The organism is Ralstonia sp. OTU4908, from assembly GCF_038440115.1.
GTDB classification, from domain to species: domain Bacteria; phylum Pseudomonadota; class Gammaproteobacteria; order Burkholderiales; family Burkholderiaceae; genus Ralstonia; species Ralstonia pickettii.
The window spans coordinates 14992-33599 of sequence record NZ_JASATD010000022.1 but is presented as its reverse complement, the minus strand read 5'-3'; the positions used below and the strand labels follow the sequence as shown (position 1 = coordinate 33599).

General features: G+C 65.1%; 17 protein-coding genes. 12 read left to right on the top strand and 5 right to left on the bottom strand.

The genetic code is table 11. From position 1 onward, the window contains the following. Positions 1 to 2: 2 nt before the first annotated feature. The gene (locus tag AAHM38_RS17695; protein ID WP_116575720.1) at positions 3 to 1556 is read right to left on the bottom strand and encodes an MFS transporter; all 1554 of its coding nucleotides are present in this window, start codon (positions 1554 to 1556) and stop codon (positions 3 to 5) included. A 64-nt stretch (positions 1557 to 1620) separates the two neighbouring features. Between AAHM38_RS17695 and AAHM38_RS17690 the strand changes: the two genes are divergently transcribed. From AAHM38_RS17690 to AAHM38_RS17635, 12 genes are all read left to right on the top strand, one after another. Then, complete coding sequence (locus tag AAHM38_RS17690; protein ID WP_009238170.1) at positions 1621 to 2586, top strand: LysR family transcriptional regulator; 966 nt, start codon at positions 1621 to 1623, stop codon at positions 2584 to 2586. Between the two features lie 32 nt (positions 2587 to 2618). Next, positions 2619 to 3098 (top strand): CreA family protein, encoded by a 480-nt coding sequence (locus tag AAHM38_RS17685; RefSeq protein ID WP_009238171.1) that lies wholly within the window; start codon positions 2619 to 2621, stop codon positions 3096 to 3098. A gap of 183 nt (positions 3099 to 3281) precedes the next feature. Then, complete coding sequence (locus tag AAHM38_RS17680) at positions 3282 to 3458, top strand: hypothetical protein (protein WP_009238172.1); 177 nt, start codon at positions 3282 to 3284, stop codon at positions 3456 to 3458. 369 nt (positions 3459 to 3827) lie between these two features. Continuing rightward, positions 3828 to 4355 (top strand): (2Fe-2S)-binding protein, encoded by a 528-nt coding sequence (locus tag AAHM38_RS17675; protein WP_012761956.1) that lies wholly within the window; start codon positions 3828 to 3830, stop codon positions 4353 to 4355. Positions 4356 to 4374: 19 nt separating this feature from the next. After that, positions 4375 to 6753, top strand: coding sequence for a xanthine dehydrogenase family protein molybdopterin-binding subunit (locus tag AAHM38_RS17670; RefSeq protein WP_116575721.1), 2379 nt, complete (start codon positions 4375 to 4377; stop codon positions 6751 to 6753). A 14-nt stretch (positions 6754 to 6767) separates the two neighbouring features. Further along, positions 6768 to 7574 carry an FAD binding domain-containing protein gene (locus AAHM38_RS17665; RefSeq protein ID WP_012435502.1) on the top strand — a complete coding sequence of 269 codons (807 nt, stop codon included), beginning with the start codon at positions 6768 to 6770 and terminating at the stop codon, positions 7572 to 7574. 20 nt (positions 7575 to 7594) lie between these two features. Continuing rightward, a complete protein-coding gene (locus tag AAHM38_RS17660; RefSeq protein WP_116575722.1) occupies positions 7595 to 8491 on the top strand; it encodes an AAA family ATPase in 897 nt (298 codons plus the stop codon). A 3-nt stretch (positions 8492 to 8494) separates the two neighbouring features. Then, positions 8495 to 9727, top strand: a complete 1233-nt coding sequence (locus AAHM38_RS17655; RefSeq protein WP_116575723.1) for a vWA domain-containing protein — start codon at positions 8495 to 8497, stop codon at positions 9725 to 9727. Further along, positions 9718 to 10392, top strand: a complete 675-nt coding sequence (locus AAHM38_RS17650) for an SRPBCC family protein (protein WP_116575724.1) — start codon at positions 9718 to 9720, stop codon at positions 10390 to 10392. Before AAHM38_RS17655 ends, AAHM38_RS17650 begins: the two co-directional genes overlap by 10 nt. A gap of 57 nt (positions 10393 to 10449) precedes the next feature. Continuing rightward, positions 10450 to 11481, top strand: a complete 1032-nt coding sequence (locus tag AAHM38_RS17645) for an XdhC family protein (RefSeq protein ID WP_004626801.1) — start codon at positions 10450 to 10452, stop codon at positions 11479 to 11481. Positions 11482 to 11731: 250 nt separating this feature from the next. Then, a complete protein-coding gene (locus AAHM38_RS17640; RefSeq protein WP_116575725.1) occupies positions 11732 to 12835 on the top strand; it encodes an SDR family oxidoreductase in 1104 nt (367 codons plus the stop codon). A gap of 99 nt (positions 12836 to 12934) precedes the next feature. Further along, complete coding sequence (locus AAHM38_RS17635; protein ID WP_009238179.1) at positions 12935 to 13657, top strand: MgtC/SapB family protein; 723 nt, start codon at positions 12935 to 12937, stop codon at positions 13655 to 13657. A gap of 21 nt (positions 13658 to 13678) precedes the next feature. Here the strand turns inward: AAHM38_RS17635 and AAHM38_RS17630 are convergent, their stop codons facing one another. The 4 genes from AAHM38_RS17630 to AAHM38_RS17615 form a co-directional block, all read right to left on the bottom strand. Continuing rightward, on the bottom strand, positions 13679 to 14146 hold the full coding sequence (locus AAHM38_RS17630; protein ID WP_012761949.1) for a hypothetical protein: 468 nt from the start codon (positions 14144 to 14146) through the stop codon (positions 13679 to 13681). A 99-nt stretch (positions 14147 to 14245) separates the two neighbouring features. Then, positions 14246 to 15787, bottom strand: a complete 1542-nt coding sequence (locus AAHM38_RS17625; RefSeq protein WP_116575726.1) for a methyl-accepting chemotaxis protein — start codon at positions 15785 to 15787, stop codon at positions 14246 to 14248. A gap of 328 nt (positions 15788 to 16115) precedes the next feature. Beyond that, on the bottom strand, positions 16116 to 17246 hold the full coding sequence (locus tag AAHM38_RS17620; RefSeq protein WP_116575727.1) for a 3-deoxy-7-phosphoheptulonate synthase: 1131 nt from the start codon (positions 17244 to 17246) through the stop codon (positions 16116 to 16118). 78 nt (positions 17247 to 17324) lie between these two features. Next, positions 17325 to 18572 carry a DUF2252 family protein gene (locus tag AAHM38_RS17615; protein ID WP_012435494.1) on the bottom strand — a complete coding sequence of 416 codons (1248 nt, stop codon included), beginning with the start codon at positions 18570 to 18572 and terminating at the stop codon, positions 17325 to 17327. Positions 18573 to 18608 lie beyond the last annotated feature (36 nt).

Here is an 18608-nt window from a genome sequence, read left to right as displayed (position 1 = left end):
CCTCACCGCAACGACCGCTGCAACCAGATCGCCCCCGCGCAAACCAACGCCACCACCGCGCCCCAGGCGAACAAATCCCCCACCGCCAGCAACGTCGCCTGCCGATCAATCTCCAACGAGATCCGCATCAACTCCGACCCCTGCAACGGATGCGGCCACTGCCAGGCCGGCGTCAGCGCGCTGACGTGCCCCACCAGATCGGTGCGATGCTGCGCCTGTCCGCGCTGCAGCAACAATGTTGCCCCCATCGTCCCAAAGGCCTGCGCCCAAGCCCGCATGATTCCCTTGAACTGGTAGGCATGGCCGAAATCCTTGGCCGGCAAATCCACGTAGGTCAGTCCCGCCACCTGGATCACCACAAACACCCCCACCATGCCTTCGATCATGAAGCCCGGCATCACCGCCGCCACCGAGGCGCCTGGCATGGCCACATGCGACATCCACAGCAGAGCTGTCGCCATCAGCACAAAGCCGATGGAGATCAGCACGCGCTTGGTCGGCAACACGTTCGTCAATTGAAAGTTCAGGATGCCGAGCACCACCGTCACCAGCCCGCCCAGGCTCATCAACTGCGCGGTGGTCTCGTAGCGAAAGCCCAGACCGTTCTGCAGCAGGCTCGACGAAAGAAAGCCCCAGGCGCTCGCAAACATGTAATAGATGGCGTAGAACACCATGCCCATCATGAAGCGCCGCTGCAGCGTGGCCCGCAAGTCCACCCACGGCAATGGGTGGGCCGTCTGGCGAATGCCGACCCAGATGATGAGTGCCACCACCGCAATGATCGGCACCACCTGGGCAGGCGAACCATCGGGATGAATGAAGCGGGCCTGCTGAAAGCCGTGCAGCGCAATCAGCGCCGCCAGCCCAAATGCGATGGCTGAGGGCCAATCGAGCGAGGCGAAATCGCCCTGGCGCTCGTGCATCTTCGGATGCGGATAAAACGCCGCCACCAGCCCGCATACCACCACGGCCACCAGCAGCTGCGCGACGAAGATGGCGCGCCAGCCGAATTGCTCCGTCAGCGCCGCCGACAGCATCGGCGACACGCAGCTCAGCCCGAAGATGCCGTAGATCATGCCCTTCATCATCGTGCGGCGTTCGTGCGCGGGGCTGTGCTGCACGAAGATGCGCGAAGTCGACAGCATCGGGCCGCCGCCAAACCCCTGCACCGCCCGCCCGACGATCAGCATCGTGCCGCCCTCGGCCGCCGCGCACATCAGCGTGCCGACAATAAACACCAGCAGCGACAGTAGCGTGTGCCTGCGGTAGGTCATGTGGTCGGCCAGCCGGCCCATCACCAGAATCGACAGACTTGCCGCTGCTGCATACGCCGTCACGGCCCAGAGATAGACATCCTGTGACGCCAGCACCCCGCCTTCGATATGCGGTCCGGCAATTGAGAACATCAGGTTGGACATGTAGTCCACGCCCGTCGCCAAGCCAATCACCATCCCGACCATGCGCAGTTCCATCCGGCTGCCGACGGTCGATTCGGCGGCCGGGTTGCGCGGTGGGGGCGGCGGGGAAACCGTGTGGTCTGTGCTTGGCGTGTTCATGCAGGGATGGTAATTTGCCTCGAAACCGGCGGAAATCGCCTGCCGACAAATTCATTGTTCAACTATGCGAACGACGGACTGGAACGACTGGGACACTTTCTGCACCGTGGCCACGCTGGGCAGCTTCACGCGCGCGGCCGATCGGCTGGGGTTGCCCAAGTCTTCGGTCAGCACAGCGGTGTCGCGGCTGGAGGGGAAGATGGGCGTACGCCTGTTCGAGCGCAGCACGCGCCGCCTGCGGCTGACCGATGCCGGTGAAGCCCTGCTGCGCGATGCCGGCCCATTGTTCCAGCGGCTGCGCGAAGTCTCGGAAGACGCCGCAGCAACGTTCCAATCGCCCGCCGGCACATTGCGCATTGCCATGCCGTACGAATTTGCCGCCAAGCAGCTCGCCGAGGTGGTGCTGGAAGTCATGCGCGAACACACCGGCTTGCGTATCGAAGTGGATGTCGCGCCACGTCAGATCGATCCGCTTGCACAGGGCTACGACATCATGTTGACCGTGCCGCGCGGCCCATTGCCCGATTCCGGCCTTGTGGCCCAGCGCGTCTTCGATCTGCGCCGCGCGGTGGTCGTCGCTCCGCAACTGCTGGAGCGCCTTGGGCCGCTAACGCACCCGGACCAACTCACCGATTGGCCTTGTCTCGGCACTTCGAATGAAGCTGAATGGCAGTTCCGCACGCCCGGCGGCGAGACAATCAACCTGCCGCTCGACTTCCGCATGCGCACCTCCAACAGCGAATTGCGGATGCAGGCGGCCATCGCTGGCCTGGGTGTCGCCCGCATCACCTCCGTGTTTGCCACCGACCTGATCGCTTCGGGCGCGCTGCAGGAGGTGCTGACGGGATTCCAATCTCCGCCGATGCGCGTGTACGCCGTCTTCCCGGGCCGCCGCCTGATGCCCGCCAAGGTCAAGGTCTTCATGGACGCCCTTCACCGCCGTATAGAGCATTCCCGCCAACACACCGACATGCGGCCCACGTTCGTAGACGAGGCCGCGGCATCCTGGCCGCCCGAATCGCTGCTCTGACTGACAAACCCTCTTTTTATCTACGCAAAGCCATGCGCCCGTTCACCAAACTCCCCCTCTTGATTGCCGCGCTCGCTCTGAGCACCGTTGGATGCTCCCGTGCCGAGGACATCGGCAGCGTCAGCACCAATTTCCGTATTACGGGCTCCGACAAGATCGTCATCGAAGCCTTTGATGACCCGCTCGTGCAAGGCGTGACCTGCTATGTCTCGCGGGCGCGCACGGGCGGCATCAAGGGCTCGCTGGGGGTGGCCGAAGACGTGAGCGAAGCCGCCGTGGCCTGCCGGCAGGTCGGCCAGATCAGCTTCGTCAAGCCGCTGCCGCAGCAGGACGACATGTTCACGCAGCGCCTGTCGCTCGTTTTCAAGACGCTGCACGTGGTGCGCACGGTGGACCGCAAACGCAATGTGCTGGTCTATCTGACGTATTCGGACAAGGTCATATCGGGGAGCCCGAAGAACAGCGTGACGGCCGTGCCGATCCCGGCCAGCCAGCCGATTCCCGTGAAGTGACGCGCAAATCTGGCCGCTAAAGCGATGACCGCACCACGTTGGTGCAGTGCAACACGAGCGTGGTGGCTGAGCAACGGTCAGCCGCTCAGAAAGGGTGCATAGGTAAGCCTACGTATGGTGCATTGCATCATCTGGTGTATAGTCAGGGTATTCCCTAACCGGGATTTCCCTAAGAGGCCAATCATGCAAAACACGAACGACCTGAAGCTGACCGATCAACTCGAACGCGAACTGATCGAGCGCGAAATGTCCGAAGGTATCTACTACTATCGCCGTCCGAGCGGCCAATCGTTCTCGTTCGCCCAGTTCTTCTCGGCAATCGCGAACCTGTTCGGCACGCACCGCACTGCCAAGGCCTAACCCGCCGCGCTATTGTTGATGGGCGTGTGCCCGAGTTAGCTGTATGCAGTACCCGAAGTCTCAGTAGCACCGTGCGCCGGCCGTGTGTCATCACACCCGCCGCCACACCCGCCAGGTCATGACCGCCTGGTGCCAATCGAGGGCCGGATTCCGGCCCTTTGTCATGTCTGCGGCATTTGTCTGGGTTGTTTCATGCCGCAGCATCGCCCTGTCTCCCCCGACCGGCTCACCGCGCCGCAGTTGTCTTCTCGTTCGCCTGTGCTTTACTGAGTAGAGCCGCGACCACCCATATCGAGACCACGCGTGCATCTTCGCAGCCAGGAAGACGCACAGCGTGGCACCCGGCGCCCATCCCCCAAGGAGACTCCCATGGCGATCAGCCTCAAGCTGTCGGTCAACGGTGCGCCTGTCACCGTCAGTGTCGAACCCCATACCCTGCTAGTTCAACTGTTGCGCGAGCACCTGCGCCTGACCGGCACGCACGTCGGCTGCGATACCGCCCAATGCGGTGCGTGCACGGTGCATATGAACGGGCGCGCGGTGAAGTCCTGCAACATCCTGGCCGTACAGGCTGACGGCGCCGAGGTGACAACCATTGAAGGCCTGTCGAAAGATGGTGCACTGCACCCGATGCAGGAAGCCTTTCGTCAATGCCACGGCCTGCAATGCGGCTTCTGCACGCCCGGCATGGTGATGGCGGCGACGGCACTGGTTGCGCAGCACCCGCATCCAGATGAACACACGGTGCGCGAGCAGCTCGACGGCAATCTTTGCCGCTGCACGGGTTATCACAACATCGTGCGTGCTGTGATGCACGGTGCCGAAGCCATGGCCGCAGCCGAAGGCGACGATGCCTCGCTGCAAAGCCTGGCCGCGGCACGGGCTCACGCAGCCTGACCCCAGCGAGGAGACCACCATGAACGCTCCCGCAGAACCCAACAACCACCTGATCGGCGCGTCCGTCAAACGCAAGGAAGACTTCCGCTTCCTGACGGGCGCCGGGCAATACACGGACGACGTTGTCCAGGCGCACCAGTCCTACGCAGTGTTCTTGCGCTCGCCGTATGCGCATGCCCGCATCAAACACATCAACACGGATGCCGCACGCAACCATCCGGGCGTGCTGGCCGTGCTGACGGGCGACGACCTGGCAGCCGACAAGGTGAACGGCCTGCCGTGCGGCTGGCTCATCCACAGCATTGACGGCACGCCGATGAAGGAGCCGCCCCACCCCGTGCTCGCGCAAGGCAAGGTGCGCCATGTGGGTGATCAGGTCGCGCTGGTGGTGGCTGAATCGGTGAAGATCGCCAAAGATGCGGTCGAGATGATCGACGTCGAGTACGACGAACTGGCCGCCGTGGTCGACACTGCCACCGCAGATACCGCAGGCACCGCCGTCCACGACGACGTGCCGAACAACACCTGCTACACCTGGGGCCACGGCGACAAGGCCGCCACTGACGCGGCGTTTGCCAAGGCCGCGCACGTGACGCACCTCGATATCGTAAACAACCGGCTGATCCCGAATGCGATTGAGCCGCGTGCCGTCAACGCCAGCTATTCGCGCCAGGACGACAGCTACACGCTCTACGTCGCCAACCAGAATCCGCACGTTGAGCGCCTGTTGATGTCGGCGTTCGTGCTGGGCCTGACGGAAGCCAAGGTGCGCGTGATTGCACCGGATGTGGGCGGCGGGTTCGGCTCGAAGATCTTCCTGTACCCGGAAGACGTGGCGCTCACATGGGCATCGAAAAAAGTTGGCCGGCCGATCAAGTGGACGGCGGAGCGCTCCGAATCCTTCCTGACCGACGCGCATGGCCGCGACCACGTCACGCATGCCGAACTGGCGCTCGATGCGCAGGGCAATTTCCTCGCCATGCGCGTGCATACGACGGCCAACATGGGCGCGTATCTGTCGACGTTTGCCAGCAGCGTGCCGACCATCCTGTATGCGACGTTGCTTGCCGGCCAGTACAAGACGCCGGCCATCTATGCCGAAGTGAAAGCGGTGTTCACGAACACCGCGCCCGTCGATGCGTATCGCGGTGCCGGCCGGCCCGAGGCGACGTATGTGGTCGAGCGCCTCGTTGAAACCGCCGCGCGCGAGCTGCAGATCGACCCGGCTGAGCTGCGCCGCCGCAACTTCATCCGCACGTTCCCGTATGCCACGCCGGTGGGGCTGACGTACGACACAGGCGACTATGAACCCTGCCTGGACCGCGCCATCGAGCTGGCCGACGTGAAGGGTTTTGCCGCCCGACGCGACGCTTCGCGCGCCAAGGGCCGGCTGCGCGGCTTGGGCTATTCCTGCTACATCGAGGCGTGCGGGCTGGCACCGTCGAACATCGCTGGGGCACTGGGCGCGCGGGCTGGCCTGTTTGAGGCCGGCGAAATTCGCGTCCATCCGACAGGCTCCGTCACGGTCTTCACCGGCTCGCACAGCCACGGCCAGGGCCATGAGACGACGTTCGCGCAAGTGCTGGCCGATCGTCTGGGCGTGCCCATCGACAACATCGAGATCGTGCACGGCGACACCGGGCGCATCCCGTTCGGCATGGGCACATACGGCTCGCGCTCGATTGCCGTGGGCGGCTCGGCCATCATGAAGGCGCTCGACAAGATCGAGGCCAAGGCCAAGAAGATCGCCGCGCATTTGCTGGAGGCGTCGGCGGAGGACATCGAGTTCAAGGATGGCGTCTTCCGCGTGGCCGGCACGGATCGCACCAAGACGTTCGGCGAAGTCGCGCTGACGGCGTACGTGCCGCACAACTATCCGCTCGACAAGCTCGAACCTGGGCTGGACGAAAACGCCTTCTACGATCCGACCAACTTCACCTACCCGGCCGGCGCGTACATCTGCGAGGTGGAGGTCGACCCCGACACCGGCGAGGTGCACATCGACCGTTTTGTCGCCGTGGATGACTTCGGCAACATCATCAATCCGATGATCGTCGAGGGCCAGGTCCACGGCGGGCTTGGTCAAGGCATCGGCCAGGCGCTGCTCGAAGCGTGCGTGTACGACGAAAACGGCCAGCTGCTGACCGGCTCGTACATGGACTACGCCATGCCGCGCGCGAACGATCTTCCCAGCTTTACGGTGGAAACCGCCAAGGGCACGCCGTGCACGCACAACCCGCTGGGCGTCAAAGGCTGCGGTGAGGCCGGCGCGATCGGCTCCCCGCCGGCACTGATCAACGCCATCGTCGACGCGCTTGCGCCGCTGGGCGTGAAGGACATCCAGATGCCGGCGACGCCCCATCGCGTCTGGCAGACCATTCAAGCGGCCAAGGCCTAGGCAAGGAGCGAACCATGTACGACTTCGAGTACCAGAAAGCCACCGACGCCCAGACCGCCGTGACCGCGCTGAAGACGCACACCGATGCCAAATACCTCGGCGGCGGCCAGAGCCTGCTGGCAGCGATGAAACTGCGGTTGGCACAGCCCTCAACGCTGGTGGATGTCACGCGCATTCCGGGCATGTCGGGCATTCGCACACAGCCCGGCGTGATTACGGTGGGCGCGGCCACACGCCATGCCGATGTGGCAGACAGCGCGGAGATCGCCCGCATGCTGCCCGCGCTGGGCGAACTGGCCGGCGGCATCGGTGACAGGCAGGTGCGCGCCATGGGCACGCTCGGCGGGTCGCTTGCCAACAACGACCCGGCGGCGTGCTATCCGGCCGCCGTGCTCGGGCTGAACGCCACCGTCGTCACCGAACGGCGCAACATCGCGGCGGACGATTTCTTCCTCGGCATGTATGAGACCGCGCTGGCTGCGGATGAACTCATCACCGAGGTGCAGTTTCCCGTGCCGGACCAGGCGGCCTACGTGAAATTCCGCAACCCCGCGTCGCGTTTCGCGCTGGTGGGCGTGTTCATCAGCCGCAAGGGCAACAACGTGCGTGTGGCGGTGACGGGCGCGGCCCCGTCCGTGTTCCGTTGCACACCCCTGGAGCAGGCGCTGGCAGCCAGCTTTACATCGGAAGCCGCGCGCAAGGTGGTGGTGCCCGCCGACGATCTGGTGGGCGATCTGCATGCCTCGCCGGAATACCGGGCGCACCTCATTCCGGTATTGACGGCGCGCGCGGTCGAACAGGCATTGGCGCACCACCATTGAGCGCACGCCCAAGGAACGGCATGCCGGTCGATTCCATCGACGACTGCATCGCGCAACTGCAAGGCCAGGGCTATTTCGCCAGCCGCGAGCTGGCCACGGCCCTGTTCCTCGCGTTGCGCATGCAGCGGCCGCTGTTTCTCGAAGGCGAGCCCGGCGTGGGCAAGACCGAGCTGGCGAAGGCGGCGGCTGGCCTGCTCGGCACGTCGCTGCTGCGGCTGCAATGTTACGAGGGGCTCGATACCGCCAGCGCGCTCTATGAATGGGACTACCCGCGCCAGATCATGGCGCTGCGCCTGGCAGAGGCCGCTGGTGAGAAGCCCCGCGCCGACACCCTCTACCGCGACGAATTCCTCCTCAAGCGCCCGCTGCTGCAGGCGCTGCTGCCCGACCCGCTCCATCCCGAGACACCACGCGTGCTGCTGATCGACGAGATCGACCGCGCCGACGAACCGTTCGAGGCGTTTTTGCTGGAGCTGCTGTCGGACTTCCAGGTGTCGATTCCCGAATTCGGCACGGTGCGCGCGCAGGTGATTCCGCTCGTCATCATGACGTCCAACCGCACGCGCGAGGTGCACGACGCGCTCAAGCGGCGCTGCCTGTATCAATGGATTGGCTACCCCGACAAGGCACGGGAGCTGCAGATCGTGGCGCAGCGCGCGCCCGAGACGGCTGCCCGCCTGCAACAGCGCGCGGTCGATTTTGTGCACCGTCTGCGCGGTATCGACCTGTTCAAGGCCCCGGGCATTGCCGAAGCCATCGACTGGTGCCGCGCATTGGCGGCGCTGAACGTGACGGAGCTGGATCCCCAGTCCGTGCAAGACACGCTGGGCGTACTGCTCAAGTACCAGGACGACCTGGCCCGCGTCGACATGCCGACCATCGAGCAACTGCTGGCGGCCCCCGCGCTGCCGGAGTAAGGCATGCAAGCGAACCTGCAGACACAGTGTCCGATGCTGGCGCGCAACGTGACGCATTTCGTGCGGCTGCTGCGCAACGCAGGCATGCCGCTGGCGCCCTCCCGCGCGGTGGACGCCATCGAAGCCCTGAGCCATATCGACATCGGCCGCCGCGACGAGGTAAAAGCCGCGCTGTCCGCCCTGCTCGTCTCGCACCCCGACGAGCGCCCGCTGTTCGACGCGGCCTTCAACGTGTTCTGGCGGGATCCGGATTGGGAGGGCAAGCTGCGCGCCCTGCTGCTGCCCAAGGTGCGTGGCGGCATTCCGGCGGCACGCAGCAACCGCCTGGCCGATGCCTTGCGCGCGCAGCCTTCGACACATCTGCCCCCGGGCCCCACGCCCGATGGCGAACGCCATGACATCGTGGCGCCGCTCGCCTTTTCCGCCAACGAGGCCTTGCGCACGCGTGACTTCGACACGCTCAATGCGGCGGAATGGCGCACGCTGCAACACATGATCCGCCGCCGGCGCGTGCATCTGGCGCAGGAACGGACACGCCGGCTGAAAGCCGCCTCGCGCGGACGCCATCCCGACCTGCGCGCCACCGCCCGCCAGGCTGTGCGCGCCGGCGGCGAGTGGACCGGCTGGAAATACCGCCAGCCCGTCGACCGCACACCGCCGTTGGTGCTGCTGCTCGACATCTCCGGCTCGATGAGTCGCTATTCACGCGCCGTGCTGTACTACTGCCATGCGCTGGTGCAGTCGCGGGAGCGCATCCAGGCTTTCCTGTTTGGCACGCGGCTGACGAATGTCTCCTGGCAGTTGCGCGAGCGTGATCCGGATGTCGCCGTGCAGGCCATCGCCCAGCTTGTTCCGGATTGGTCGGGCGGCACGCGCATCGGTGCAGCGCTGGCGGAGTTCAACCGCCAATGGGCGCGCCGCACGCTGTCCGGCCGTGCCACCGTCCTACTCGTGACAGACGGGCTCGACCACGAGCACATCGACCTGCTCGACGCCGAGATGGCACGCCTGGCACGCTTCGCCCATCGCATCGTCTGGCTCAACCCGCTGCTGCGTTTTGCCGGTTTTGAGCCGCGGGCACGTGGCGTGCGGGCCATCCTGCCGCATGTCGACGTGATGGTGCCGGCGCACCATTTCGACAGCCTCGCTGCGCTGGAGCACGAACTGGCGCATGCTCGCCGCACGCGTCCCCCGCGCCCGCCCACCCCTGCCCCACCGACCGCCCCATGGAACTGACCCAGACCCATCTCCTGCCCGTGCCCCTGCAGACCGCCTGGGATGCGCTGAACGACCCGGCCGTGCTGCAACGCTGCATTCCCGGCTGCGAGAGCATCACCGCTGCCGAGGCAGGCGCCAACCCCGCCTACGACATTGCGATGACCGCCGCCGTCGGGCCCGTCAAGGCGCGTTTCAAGGGGCGCATGGAACTGGCCGACGTGGCGCCGCCGCTCAGCTACACGCTGCATTTCGACGGCCAGGGCGGCGCGGCCGGCTTCGGCAAGGGCAGCGCCCAGGTGCAGCTCACGCCAGAAGGCCCCACGGTCACGCGGCTCTCTTACACCGCAACGGCGCAGGTGGGCGGCAAGCTTGCGCAGATCGGCTCGCGGCTTGTCGACGGCGCCGCTCGCAAACTGGCGGACGAGTTCTTCCAGCGTTTCGCGGCAGAATTCGGCCCCACAGATTCGGCTGGCGTCGACGGACATGCCACTCCGGTCGACGGCATGCCGGCCACACAGGCAATTCCGGACTTGGCCGCTGGCCAGTTGCAGGCCCACGGCGCACCGCCCGGCCACGCACCCGACGTCAGCCCCGCGCTGCAACCGCGCAATCCATGGCCGTGGATCATCGTGGCGGTGGTGGCCGTGGTGGCCGCCTACCTGTTTTTGCACCACGGGGCATAATCGGTCCATTCCCCCGCAACACATCACTCAAGCGCGCGAAAGCGCAGCCAACGCATCATGGACAGCGTCGATCTTGAAGTCTTGAAAACCAGCGTTCGCTGGCTAGAACAAGGGCGGCGCGTGCTGCTCGTCACGGTAGTCAAAACGTGGGGTTCGTCGCCGCGGCCCGAGGGTGCGATGCTTGCGCTGCGCGATGACGGCGTCGTCATCGGCTCGGTCTCGGGCGGCTGCATTGAAGACGACCTCATCGACCGCGTGCGCCGCGAAGGCCTGCATTACACCAAGCCCGAAGCCGTCAAATACGGCATCAGCGCTGAAGAAGCGCATCGCTTTGGGCTGCCTTGCGGTGGCACGCTGCAACTCGTGCTGGAGCCGCTGAACGCTTCCAGCGGAATCGACGCCCTGCTGCGCGCCGTGGAAGCCGGTCAGCTCGTCGCCCGCACGCTTGACATGGCGACCGGCGCCGCAACGCTGCAGCACGCCACCGTCACCGACGGCCTTCAGTTCGACGAAGCGCGCCTCGTGACGATTCACGGGCCGCGCTACCGGATGCTCGTCATTGGCGCGGGACAGCTTTCGCGCTACCTGTGCCAGATCGCCGTGGGCCTGGATTACCAGATCACCGTCTGCGACCCGCGCGAGGAATACAGCGAGGAGTGGTCGATTCCCGGCGTGGCCATGGTCCGCACCATGCCCGACGACACGGTGATGGCCATGAAGCTCGACGAGCGCTGCGCCGTCATCGCGCTCACCCACGACCCCAAGCTCGACGACCTCGCACTCATGGAAGCGCTCAAGACGCCCGCGTTCTACGTCGGCGCGCTCGGCAGCCGCCGCAACAACGCCAACCGCCGCGAGCGCCTCAAGGAATTCGACCTGAGCGATGCCGAGCTGGCGCGCCTGCATGGGCCGGTCGGCATCTACATCGGCAGCCGCACGCCGCCGGAAATCGCCATCTCGATCCTGGCCGAAGTCACGGCTGCCAAGAACGGCGTGTCGCTGCCGACCATCCTGCAGGTCGAAGGCGCCAAGGCGGCGCGCGAGATTGCCGCCAACGCCGCGTCAAGCTGCGCTGTGCCGCAAAGCTGAGTCAACCCTCTGATCGAATGGGATGCCGAAAGGCGCCTGAAAGGTTACATTCTTATATATCGCCGATTGGGCGTAAGTTTGCCGCATCGCATTGTGCGAACCCAGCGGGCCACGAACTTCGTTTCGTGTTCGCGGCATCATTTGGCACGACTTACCTGCCCCTTGCCCCGTACCGGTGCGGCAGCAGCCGTGTTGTTTGCAAACGGGACGGTCCCCCGTTTTGCCCCCCAAGAAAATCTAGTTTTCTCGCATGAGTATTTTGCTGACCGGTGCCACCGGTTTCGTGGGCGGTGCCATTGCCGCCAATCTGGCAGCCAAAGGTTTGCTGGCTGACACGCGCTTTGCCGTGCGCGGCGACACGCCCGCAGACGGGTTAGCGCGGCTGCGCAGCAACCTGCGGCGTTTCGAATTCGCACCCGGCACGCTGAACGCCATTACCGAATCGCAAATCGTGCCATTCGACCTGCGCGAGGCCGGAGCGGCCGAGCTGGGCGATCCGGAAGTCATCATCAACTGCGCGGCGCTGGCAACGTTCTCGAACCATCCGTCGCTGTGGGAAACCAACGTTGAGGGCGTGCTGGCGCTGGGCCGGCTGGCGGCGCAAGGCAAACGCCTGAAGCGGTTCATGCAGATCGGCACGGCCATGTCGTGCGGCCAACTCGCCAATCGCCATGTCAGCGAAAGCTGGAATGTGCCCGCGCTGCAACAGCACGCGGTGCCGTACACGTATTCCAAGGGCATGGCCGAACTGAAGCTGCGCGCAGCGGTGCCCGAGTTGCCGTTGGTGGTGGTGCGGCCGTCCATCGTGGTGGGGCACAGCACGCTGGGGTGCGAGCCGTCAGGCAGCATTTTCTGGATGCTGCGCATGGTGGCGATGCTCGAAACGTTCAGTTGCCGGCTGTCCGACCGCGTCGACATCCTGCCCGTGGACGATTGCGCCGAGGCCATCGTGCAGTTGTCGACCAAGCCCAGGCTGGCGCACGACCTGTATCACGTCAGTGCCGGCGACGCGAACTCCGAGCGCATCGAAACGCTGTACCCGCGCTTCAAGCGTTGCAAGACGCCGGAAGAAGACGCCCAGGCGCTGGCCGGCTACGTGTACCAGGAAAAAATCGCCGAGAAAGCATTGGCGCGTAAATTCCTGAGCTTGACGGGCGATGGCAACGTGCGACTGGTCGCGCGCTGCATCCACCTGTATGCCAAGTTCGCCAGCATGAGCTACGTGTTCGACAACACGCGGCTGGTGCAGGAGACCGGCTTCCAGCCGCGCTCCCTGCTCGCTTATCTCGACCGCTGCCTCGAGACGTCGGACGCCGTGCCGATCCCCGAGCAGATGCGGTGGGACTATAAGTAGCCGTCCGGCCTCCACGGCCCGCACGGCGTGTCATGGCGCCGTGCTATAACCATCGGCGCCCTTCACCAAGACTCCGGTCACCACAACAAGGAGCCGCCGATGACGCTGCAAGCCCTCGCCCATCTCAATATCGCCACGCTGGTGGATTCGTTCATCAGCCTTGCCTCGGCCTTTGCGCTGGGCTCACTCATCGGCTTTGAACGGCAGGTGAGACAGCGGACTGCGGGGCTGCGCACCAATGCGCTGGTGGCCGTGGCCGCATCGGCGTTTGTCGACATGGCGGCGCAGATCGGCACCGCATCGGACACCACCCGCGTGATCGCCTATGTGGTGTCGGGCGTCGGCTTTCTGGGGGCCGGCACCATCATGAAGGAAGGGCTGAACGTGCGCGGGCTGAACACCGCCGCCACGCTCTGGGGCTCCGCCGCTGTGGGTGCGGCGACCGGCTCCGATCTCATTGGGCAGGCCATTCTCATTACGCTGTTCGTGCTGGCCTCGAACATCCTGCTGCGGCCGGTGGTGGATCGCATCAACCGCACGCCGCTGGACAACCAGGCGAGCGAAGTCACGTACACCATGTGCGTCATCTCGACCAGCGAACGCCAGAAGGAGGCACTTGCCGATCTGGAACGCCTGCTCGAAGAAGCGAGCTACCCGATCAGCGATCTGTCGGTCGAACCCTTTGGCGACGACCACGTGGAAATTGAAGCCATGCTGATGTCGACCGCCGTGAACGCATCCGAGCTGGACCGCATCGTGGCGTCGCTGCAATCGCAGCCGCACGTGGCGCAGGCGTTCTGGAATCCGAGTACGACCGAATAAGCGGTCAACCCAACGCGCCGGTCAAAGCTCCTGGCTCGCCGCCAGCGCGAAGATCTTCGCCCAGCGGTGCGCTTCCCGGCGGTTGCGCATCGGGATCAGCCAATCGGCCTGCGTTTGATGCTTCAGGCGCAGCACCAGCGTCCAGGCGCCCTCGCGCTCGACCGCGTCGGCGCCGACAATATCGGCAAAGAGAAAACGGGCGCCCTGCCCGTGCAACTGCAGCGTCCCGCGCTTTTGTTCGGCATCGACCGCGACCTGCCCCCAGCTTGCACTGAGCGACACAATTCGCTGGCCTTTCACGTTCACGCCATGAACGGCGCGATAACGCCGGATGAAAGTAACGACTGCGCCGGCCAGCAGCGCCACAGCCAGCAGCACCGCCGCGCCGCCCGCCACCGCGCCGTATGCCGCGGCAACGCCCGCATACAGCCGGAGCGCGCCGTAGATCAGCAGACCAACCAACGCGAGCGCGGCAATGATGAACGGCATGAGGCGACTCCTTGAATGGACCCGTCGGTTATATCAACCGAAAGGGCGTCCAAGGCAAGCCATTGCCATGCCCGTACGACAACGGCGGTGAAATCAAACTCAGGCGAGGCGGAATGCTGCGATGGCGGCGTTCAGGGCCTGGGCCTGTTCTTCCAGCGATTCAGCCGCGGCTGCGGCCTGCTCCACCAGCGCCGCGTTTTGCTGCGTGGCTTCGTCCATGAGCGTGACGGCCTTGTTGACCTGCTCGATGCCCGAGCTTTGCTCGTTCGAGGCTGCAGCGATTTCACCCATGATGTCGGTCACGCGGCGAATGGACGACACGATGTCTTCCATCGTGCTGCCCGCGCGTTCGGCCAGCGCGCTGCCGGTCTCCACCTTGGAGAGCGACGCCTCGATCATTTCCTTGATTTCCTTCGCGGCTGCGGCGCTACGCTGCGCAAGGTTGCGCACCTCGCCGGCCACCACGGCAAAGCCGCGACCTTGCTCGCCGGCACGGGCGGCTTCCACGGCGGCGTTGAGCGCCAGGATGTTGGTCTGGAACGCAATGCCGTCAATCACGCCAATGATTTCCGACACTGTGCGCGACGACGCGCTGATCTCGCGCATGGTCGCCACCACATCGGTCACCACGGCGCCGCCCTGGCTGGCGACTTCCGATGCGCTGTCGGCCAACTGGCTGGCCTGGCGCGCGTTGTCGGCGTTCTGGCGCACGATGGAGGTCATCTCTTCCATGCTGGAAGCGGTTTCTTCCAGCGAGCTGGCCTGCTCTTCCGTGCGTTGCGACAAGTCTGCATTGCCGGCGGCAATCTGCTTGGTGGCGGCTCCGATCGACTCCGAGCCCGTGCGCACCCGGCGCACGGTATCGGTCAGTGCGGTCTGCATGCGGGCCAGGCCTTCGAGCAGGCGGCCCATTTCGTCCTGACGATCGATGCGCACACGCTCGGTCAGGTCACCCGCGGCAATGCGGTCGAACTGCGCCAGCGCGGCATTCAGCGGCCCCACGATCGCGCGCAGCAGCGACCACGCGCACCACAGCGCCGCCCCCAGCGCGATGACGATGGCGGCCGCCACGATCAGCCGGAAGCGCGCATAAGCATCGCGCGATGCGTCGTAGTTGGCCTTGGAGAATGCGAGTTGCTTCTTGCTCAGGGCCAGGCTCGAATCATTGGCATCACGGAAGGCCTTGGACACGCCCTTTTCCATGATCTTGTCCGCCGTTGCGCGATCCCCAGCACGAAGCGCCTTGATGATGTCGCGCAGGCTGGCGGAAGCCGCATCGCGCTTGGTGGCGACGTCCTTGGCCAGGCGTTCCTCTTCGTCGTCGCGCGGCAGCGACAGGTATTTCTTCCACGCTTCATCGGAGCGGACGATGAGTTCTTCCGTACGATCCAGCAACTGCATCGCACCCTTGTCTTCCGGATACAGCATCGCCTTGTCGAGCGCGGTGCGGGCACGCGTCAGGCTCAGATCGGATTCGCCCAGCGCGAGTGCGGACGGAAACTGGTTGGTAAAGGTCTGCTCATGCGCGCGGTTGGCATCGCGCAGCCCCAGCAAGCCGGCCACGCCAATCAGCAAGGCGAGCAGGAACAGTATGGAAACCGAAAGCACCAGGCGGGTGCGGATGGTCAGGCGAGCGGACATGGGCGCGGCGAGAGTGGCGTGCACGGCTCTTCACGCGGCGCGACCATCGCGCCAGGCGGCCGGCTACCTGGGCACTATCGGCTGCGGAGTCGATCAACTTAAGGGCGAAGAGGCGAATACACTGCTGCGGCCTGCTTCATCTAGGGCGGGTTGATTGTCGAATGCCCGTTGGAAGATGTGCAGATCACCCGGCTTGGGGCCAAAACACAATGCCTGACCGAGCCGCATGCGCATATGCAGCGGCTGGCCATCAGTGAAATGACAGTGAGACGCCGAGCTACATCAAGGATTAGGACAATGCGACAAGCCCGAACCTGCCGCCGTCACGTTACCCGTCGTACGAATACGCCCGCCGATGCCGCACCGCCTCGGCGAGTATGTCGAGTACGGGCGCCGTCTGGGTCCAGCTCAGGCACGCATCGGTGATTGACACGCCGTACTTGAGCGGCACACCCGGTTTCAGGTCTTGGCGGCCCGCCTCGAGATTGCTTTCGACCATCACGCCGACGATCCGGCGCTCGCCCTGCGAGAGTTGCCGCGCCAGATCTTGCGCAACGTCGATCTGACGTTCATGCGACTTGTTTGAGTTCGCGTGCGAGCAGTCCACCATGACCTGTTCGCGCAACTTTGCCGCGCGCAGCGCCGCGCAGGCCGCCTCGATGTGCTCGCTGCCGTAGTTCGGCCCGCCCTTGCCGCCGCGCAGGATCACGTGCGCGTCGTCGTTGCCGCGTGTCTCGAAGATCGCGGCCATGCCCATCTTCGTCATCCCCATGAACGCATGGCTGGCGCGCGCCGCGATGATCGCGTCCGAGGCAACCTGCACGCCGCCGTCCGTGCCGTTCTTGAAACCGATGGGGCAGCTCAAGCCTGAGGCGAGCTGCCGATGGCTCTGGCTTTCTGTCGTGCGCGCGCCGATCGCGCCCCATGCGATGAGGTCGGCAATGTATTGTGGGCTCAGCAGGTCGAGAAATTCGGTCGCGGCGGGCAGCCCGAGCGCGTTGACGTCGAGCAGCAGTTGCCGCGCAGCGCGTAGCCCTTCATTGATGCGGAAGCTGCCGTCCAGGCGCGGGTCGTTGATGTAACCCTTCCAACCGACCGTCGTGCGCGGCTTCTCAAAGTAGACGCGCATCACGATCAGCAGGTCGTCCTTCAGTGCATCGGCCGCAGCCTTGAGGCGGCGCGCGTAATCGAGCGCCTGATCGTGATCGTGGATCGAGCACGGGCCGACGATCAGCAGCAGCCGATCGTCACGGCCGTGCAGGATGTTGCTGATGGCACGGCGGGTGTCTTCAACGAGCGTCTGCGTATCGGCAGGCACGGGCAGCTCGTCCAGCAGCAGCGCCGGGGAAATCAGCGGACGCACCGCACCGATGCGGGTGTCGTCGATACGCGTCGTGTCTTGCGTGCCGTCGGCAACGCCCACCTCGCGATCATGCGATGGGTTGTCGAGGTTCTTCATTGCGATCTCACAGGGGTTTCAAATGGGACTCACGCACCTGCCGTCAATGGCGCGCTATCCCGCACTTACGCCACGCACTTAAGCGGCCTTGTCACCACGCGCCTCGCGGTAGTCCTCAGCAAACTCGGCCCATTGCTTCAACGACACCTTGCGGCCATGCGCCGCCAGCTTGAGCGCCGATTTGCGCCACGCCGTGCCGGCCGCGTAGTCCTGCACCTTTTCCACGAGATCCGTCCCGTGGCGGCCACAGCCGCGCAGATGGCACCAGGCCGCCACGTGCGCCATGGTCTGCAGCGCATCGTCCAGATTGGCGACCACGTTCTTGCCGGAGCCAAGCGCCACACGGTCCGCGGTCGGCTGCAGGCTTTTGACAACGTACGACTTGGGCTTCTCGCCCTTGGCCCCGTAAACGACGCCACGCAGCAGCGCCGGCGAGATGGCCTGCGACAGGCGCTGAATGTCCACCACGCGGCCGGCTTCGCTGTGCCACGGCGCCACGCTGCACGCGTTGCCGAGCGTATCGGCCCAGACGCTCGGAATGGAAAGCTTGATGTCGATCAGCCGCAGCGTGGCGGGGTCGTTCTCCGGGCGCGCAAGCACGGAATAGCGCTCCAGCCCCAGACTGCCGGTGCCGGCAATGCGCCGCGCCACATCGATGGCGATAAAGCGCTGGTTGTGGCTACCCCTGCTGGTGCCATTGCCCTGCTCGCCATAGGCCTGCAGGATGCGGCGTGCGCGGCGGGCCTCATCCTTGCTAGCCCGCAAGGTGTGGCGGCCGTCGATGCGCAGGTGGATTTGGTTGCCATCGCGCTCGGTGCGTTGCGCGAGATAGGCGGCGCGATTGCGCTTGCGCAGGCCGCGCAGCAGGTCGCGCACGATACCGGTGGCGGTGGCGCGCTCCACCCAGCGCGGCTTGCCATCGACCAGCGCCGCGGCGTACGTGTCCAGAAAGCGGCGGCACAGGTTGTTGGCATCTTCGTCGGCCAGTTTCCAGCCATAGGCGGCAACCTGCAGGCTCGACAGCACGCGCACCAGGTCGACCGTAAACGGCGCGGCGAGGGCTTCGTCAAAGTCGTTCATGTCGAAGTAGACCAGGCCGTTGTCGCCCTTGAAGCTGCCGAAGTTTTCAAGGTGGAGGTCGCCGCAGACCAGCGTGCGGGGTGCGTCGTGCAGCAAGGCAGCATCGGCCAGCGAGGCCGCATACAGGTTGTTGGTGCCGCGAAAGAATGAAAACGGGTCGGCGGCAATGGCATCCAGCTTTCGGGTGAGCCTTTCCGGATCACGCCCAGCGTTGTATTCAAGAAGGATACGGGTGGTTTCATGCATGGTCTCGGCCTCGTTGAAGTACGTGGAGTGGAGTGC

Excerpts from the sequence above, each read along its gene's own strand:
- AAHM38_RS17695 (WP_116575720.1), bottom strand. The coding sequence starts at position 1,556 with ATGAACACGCCAAGCACAGACCACACGGTTTCCCCGCCGCCCCCACCG.
- AAHM38_RS17690 (WP_009238170.1), top strand. The coding sequence starts at position 1,621 with ATGCGAACGACGGACTGGAACGACTGGGACACTTTCTGCACCGTGGCC.
- AAHM38_RS17685 (WP_009238171.1), top strand. The coding sequence starts at position 2,619 with ATGCGCCCGTTCACCAAACTCCCCCTCTTGATTGCCGCGCTCGCTCTG.
- AAHM38_RS17680 (WP_009238172.1), top strand. The coding sequence starts at position 3,282 with ATGCAAAACACGAACGACCTGAAGCTGACCGATCAACTCGAACGCGAA.
- AAHM38_RS17675 (WP_012761956.1), top strand. The coding sequence starts at position 3,828 with ATGGCGATCAGCCTCAAGCTGTCGGTCAACGGTGCGCCTGTCACCGTC.
- AAHM38_RS17670 (WP_116575721.1), top strand. The coding sequence starts at position 4,375 with ATGAACGCTCCCGCAGAACCCAACAACCACCTGATCGGCGCGTCCGTC.
- AAHM38_RS17665 (WP_012435502.1), top strand. The coding sequence starts at position 6,768 with ATGTACGACTTCGAGTACCAGAAAGCCACCGACGCCCAGACCGCCGTG.
- AAHM38_RS17660 (WP_116575722.1), top strand. The coding sequence starts at position 7,595 with ATGCCGGTCGATTCCATCGACGACTGCATCGCGCAACTGCAAGGCCAG.
- AAHM38_RS17655 (WP_116575723.1), top strand. The coding sequence starts at position 8,495 with ATGCAAGCGAACCTGCAGACACAGTGTCCGATGCTGGCGCGCAACGTG.
- AAHM38_RS17650 (WP_116575724.1), top strand. The coding sequence starts at position 9,718 with ATGGAACTGACCCAGACCCATCTCCTGCCCGTGCCCCTGCAGACCGCC.
- AAHM38_RS17645 (WP_004626801.1), top strand. The coding sequence starts at position 10,450 with ATGGACAGCGTCGATCTTGAAGTCTTGAAAACCAGCGTTCGCTGGCTA.
- AAHM38_RS17640 (WP_116575725.1), top strand. The coding sequence starts at position 11,732 with ATGAGTATTTTGCTGACCGGTGCCACCGGTTTCGTGGGCGGTGCCATT.
- AAHM38_RS17635 (WP_009238179.1), top strand. The coding sequence starts at position 12,935 with ATGACGCTGCAAGCCCTCGCCCATCTCAATATCGCCACGCTGGTGGAT.
- AAHM38_RS17630 (WP_012761949.1), bottom strand. The coding sequence starts at position 14,146 with ATGCCGTTCATCATTGCCGCGCTCGCGTTGGTTGGTCTGCTGATCTAC.
- AAHM38_RS17625 (WP_116575726.1), bottom strand. The coding sequence starts at position 15,787 with ATGTCCGCTCGCCTGACCATCCGCACCCGCCTGGTGCTTTCGGTTTCC.
- AAHM38_RS17620 (WP_116575727.1), bottom strand. The coding sequence starts at position 17,246 with ATGAAGAACCTCGACAACCCATCGCATGATCGCGAGGTGGGCGTTGCC.
- AAHM38_RS17615 (WP_012435494.1), bottom strand. The coding sequence starts at position 18,572 with ATGCATGAAACCACCCGTATCCTTCTTGAATACAACGCTGGGCGTGAT.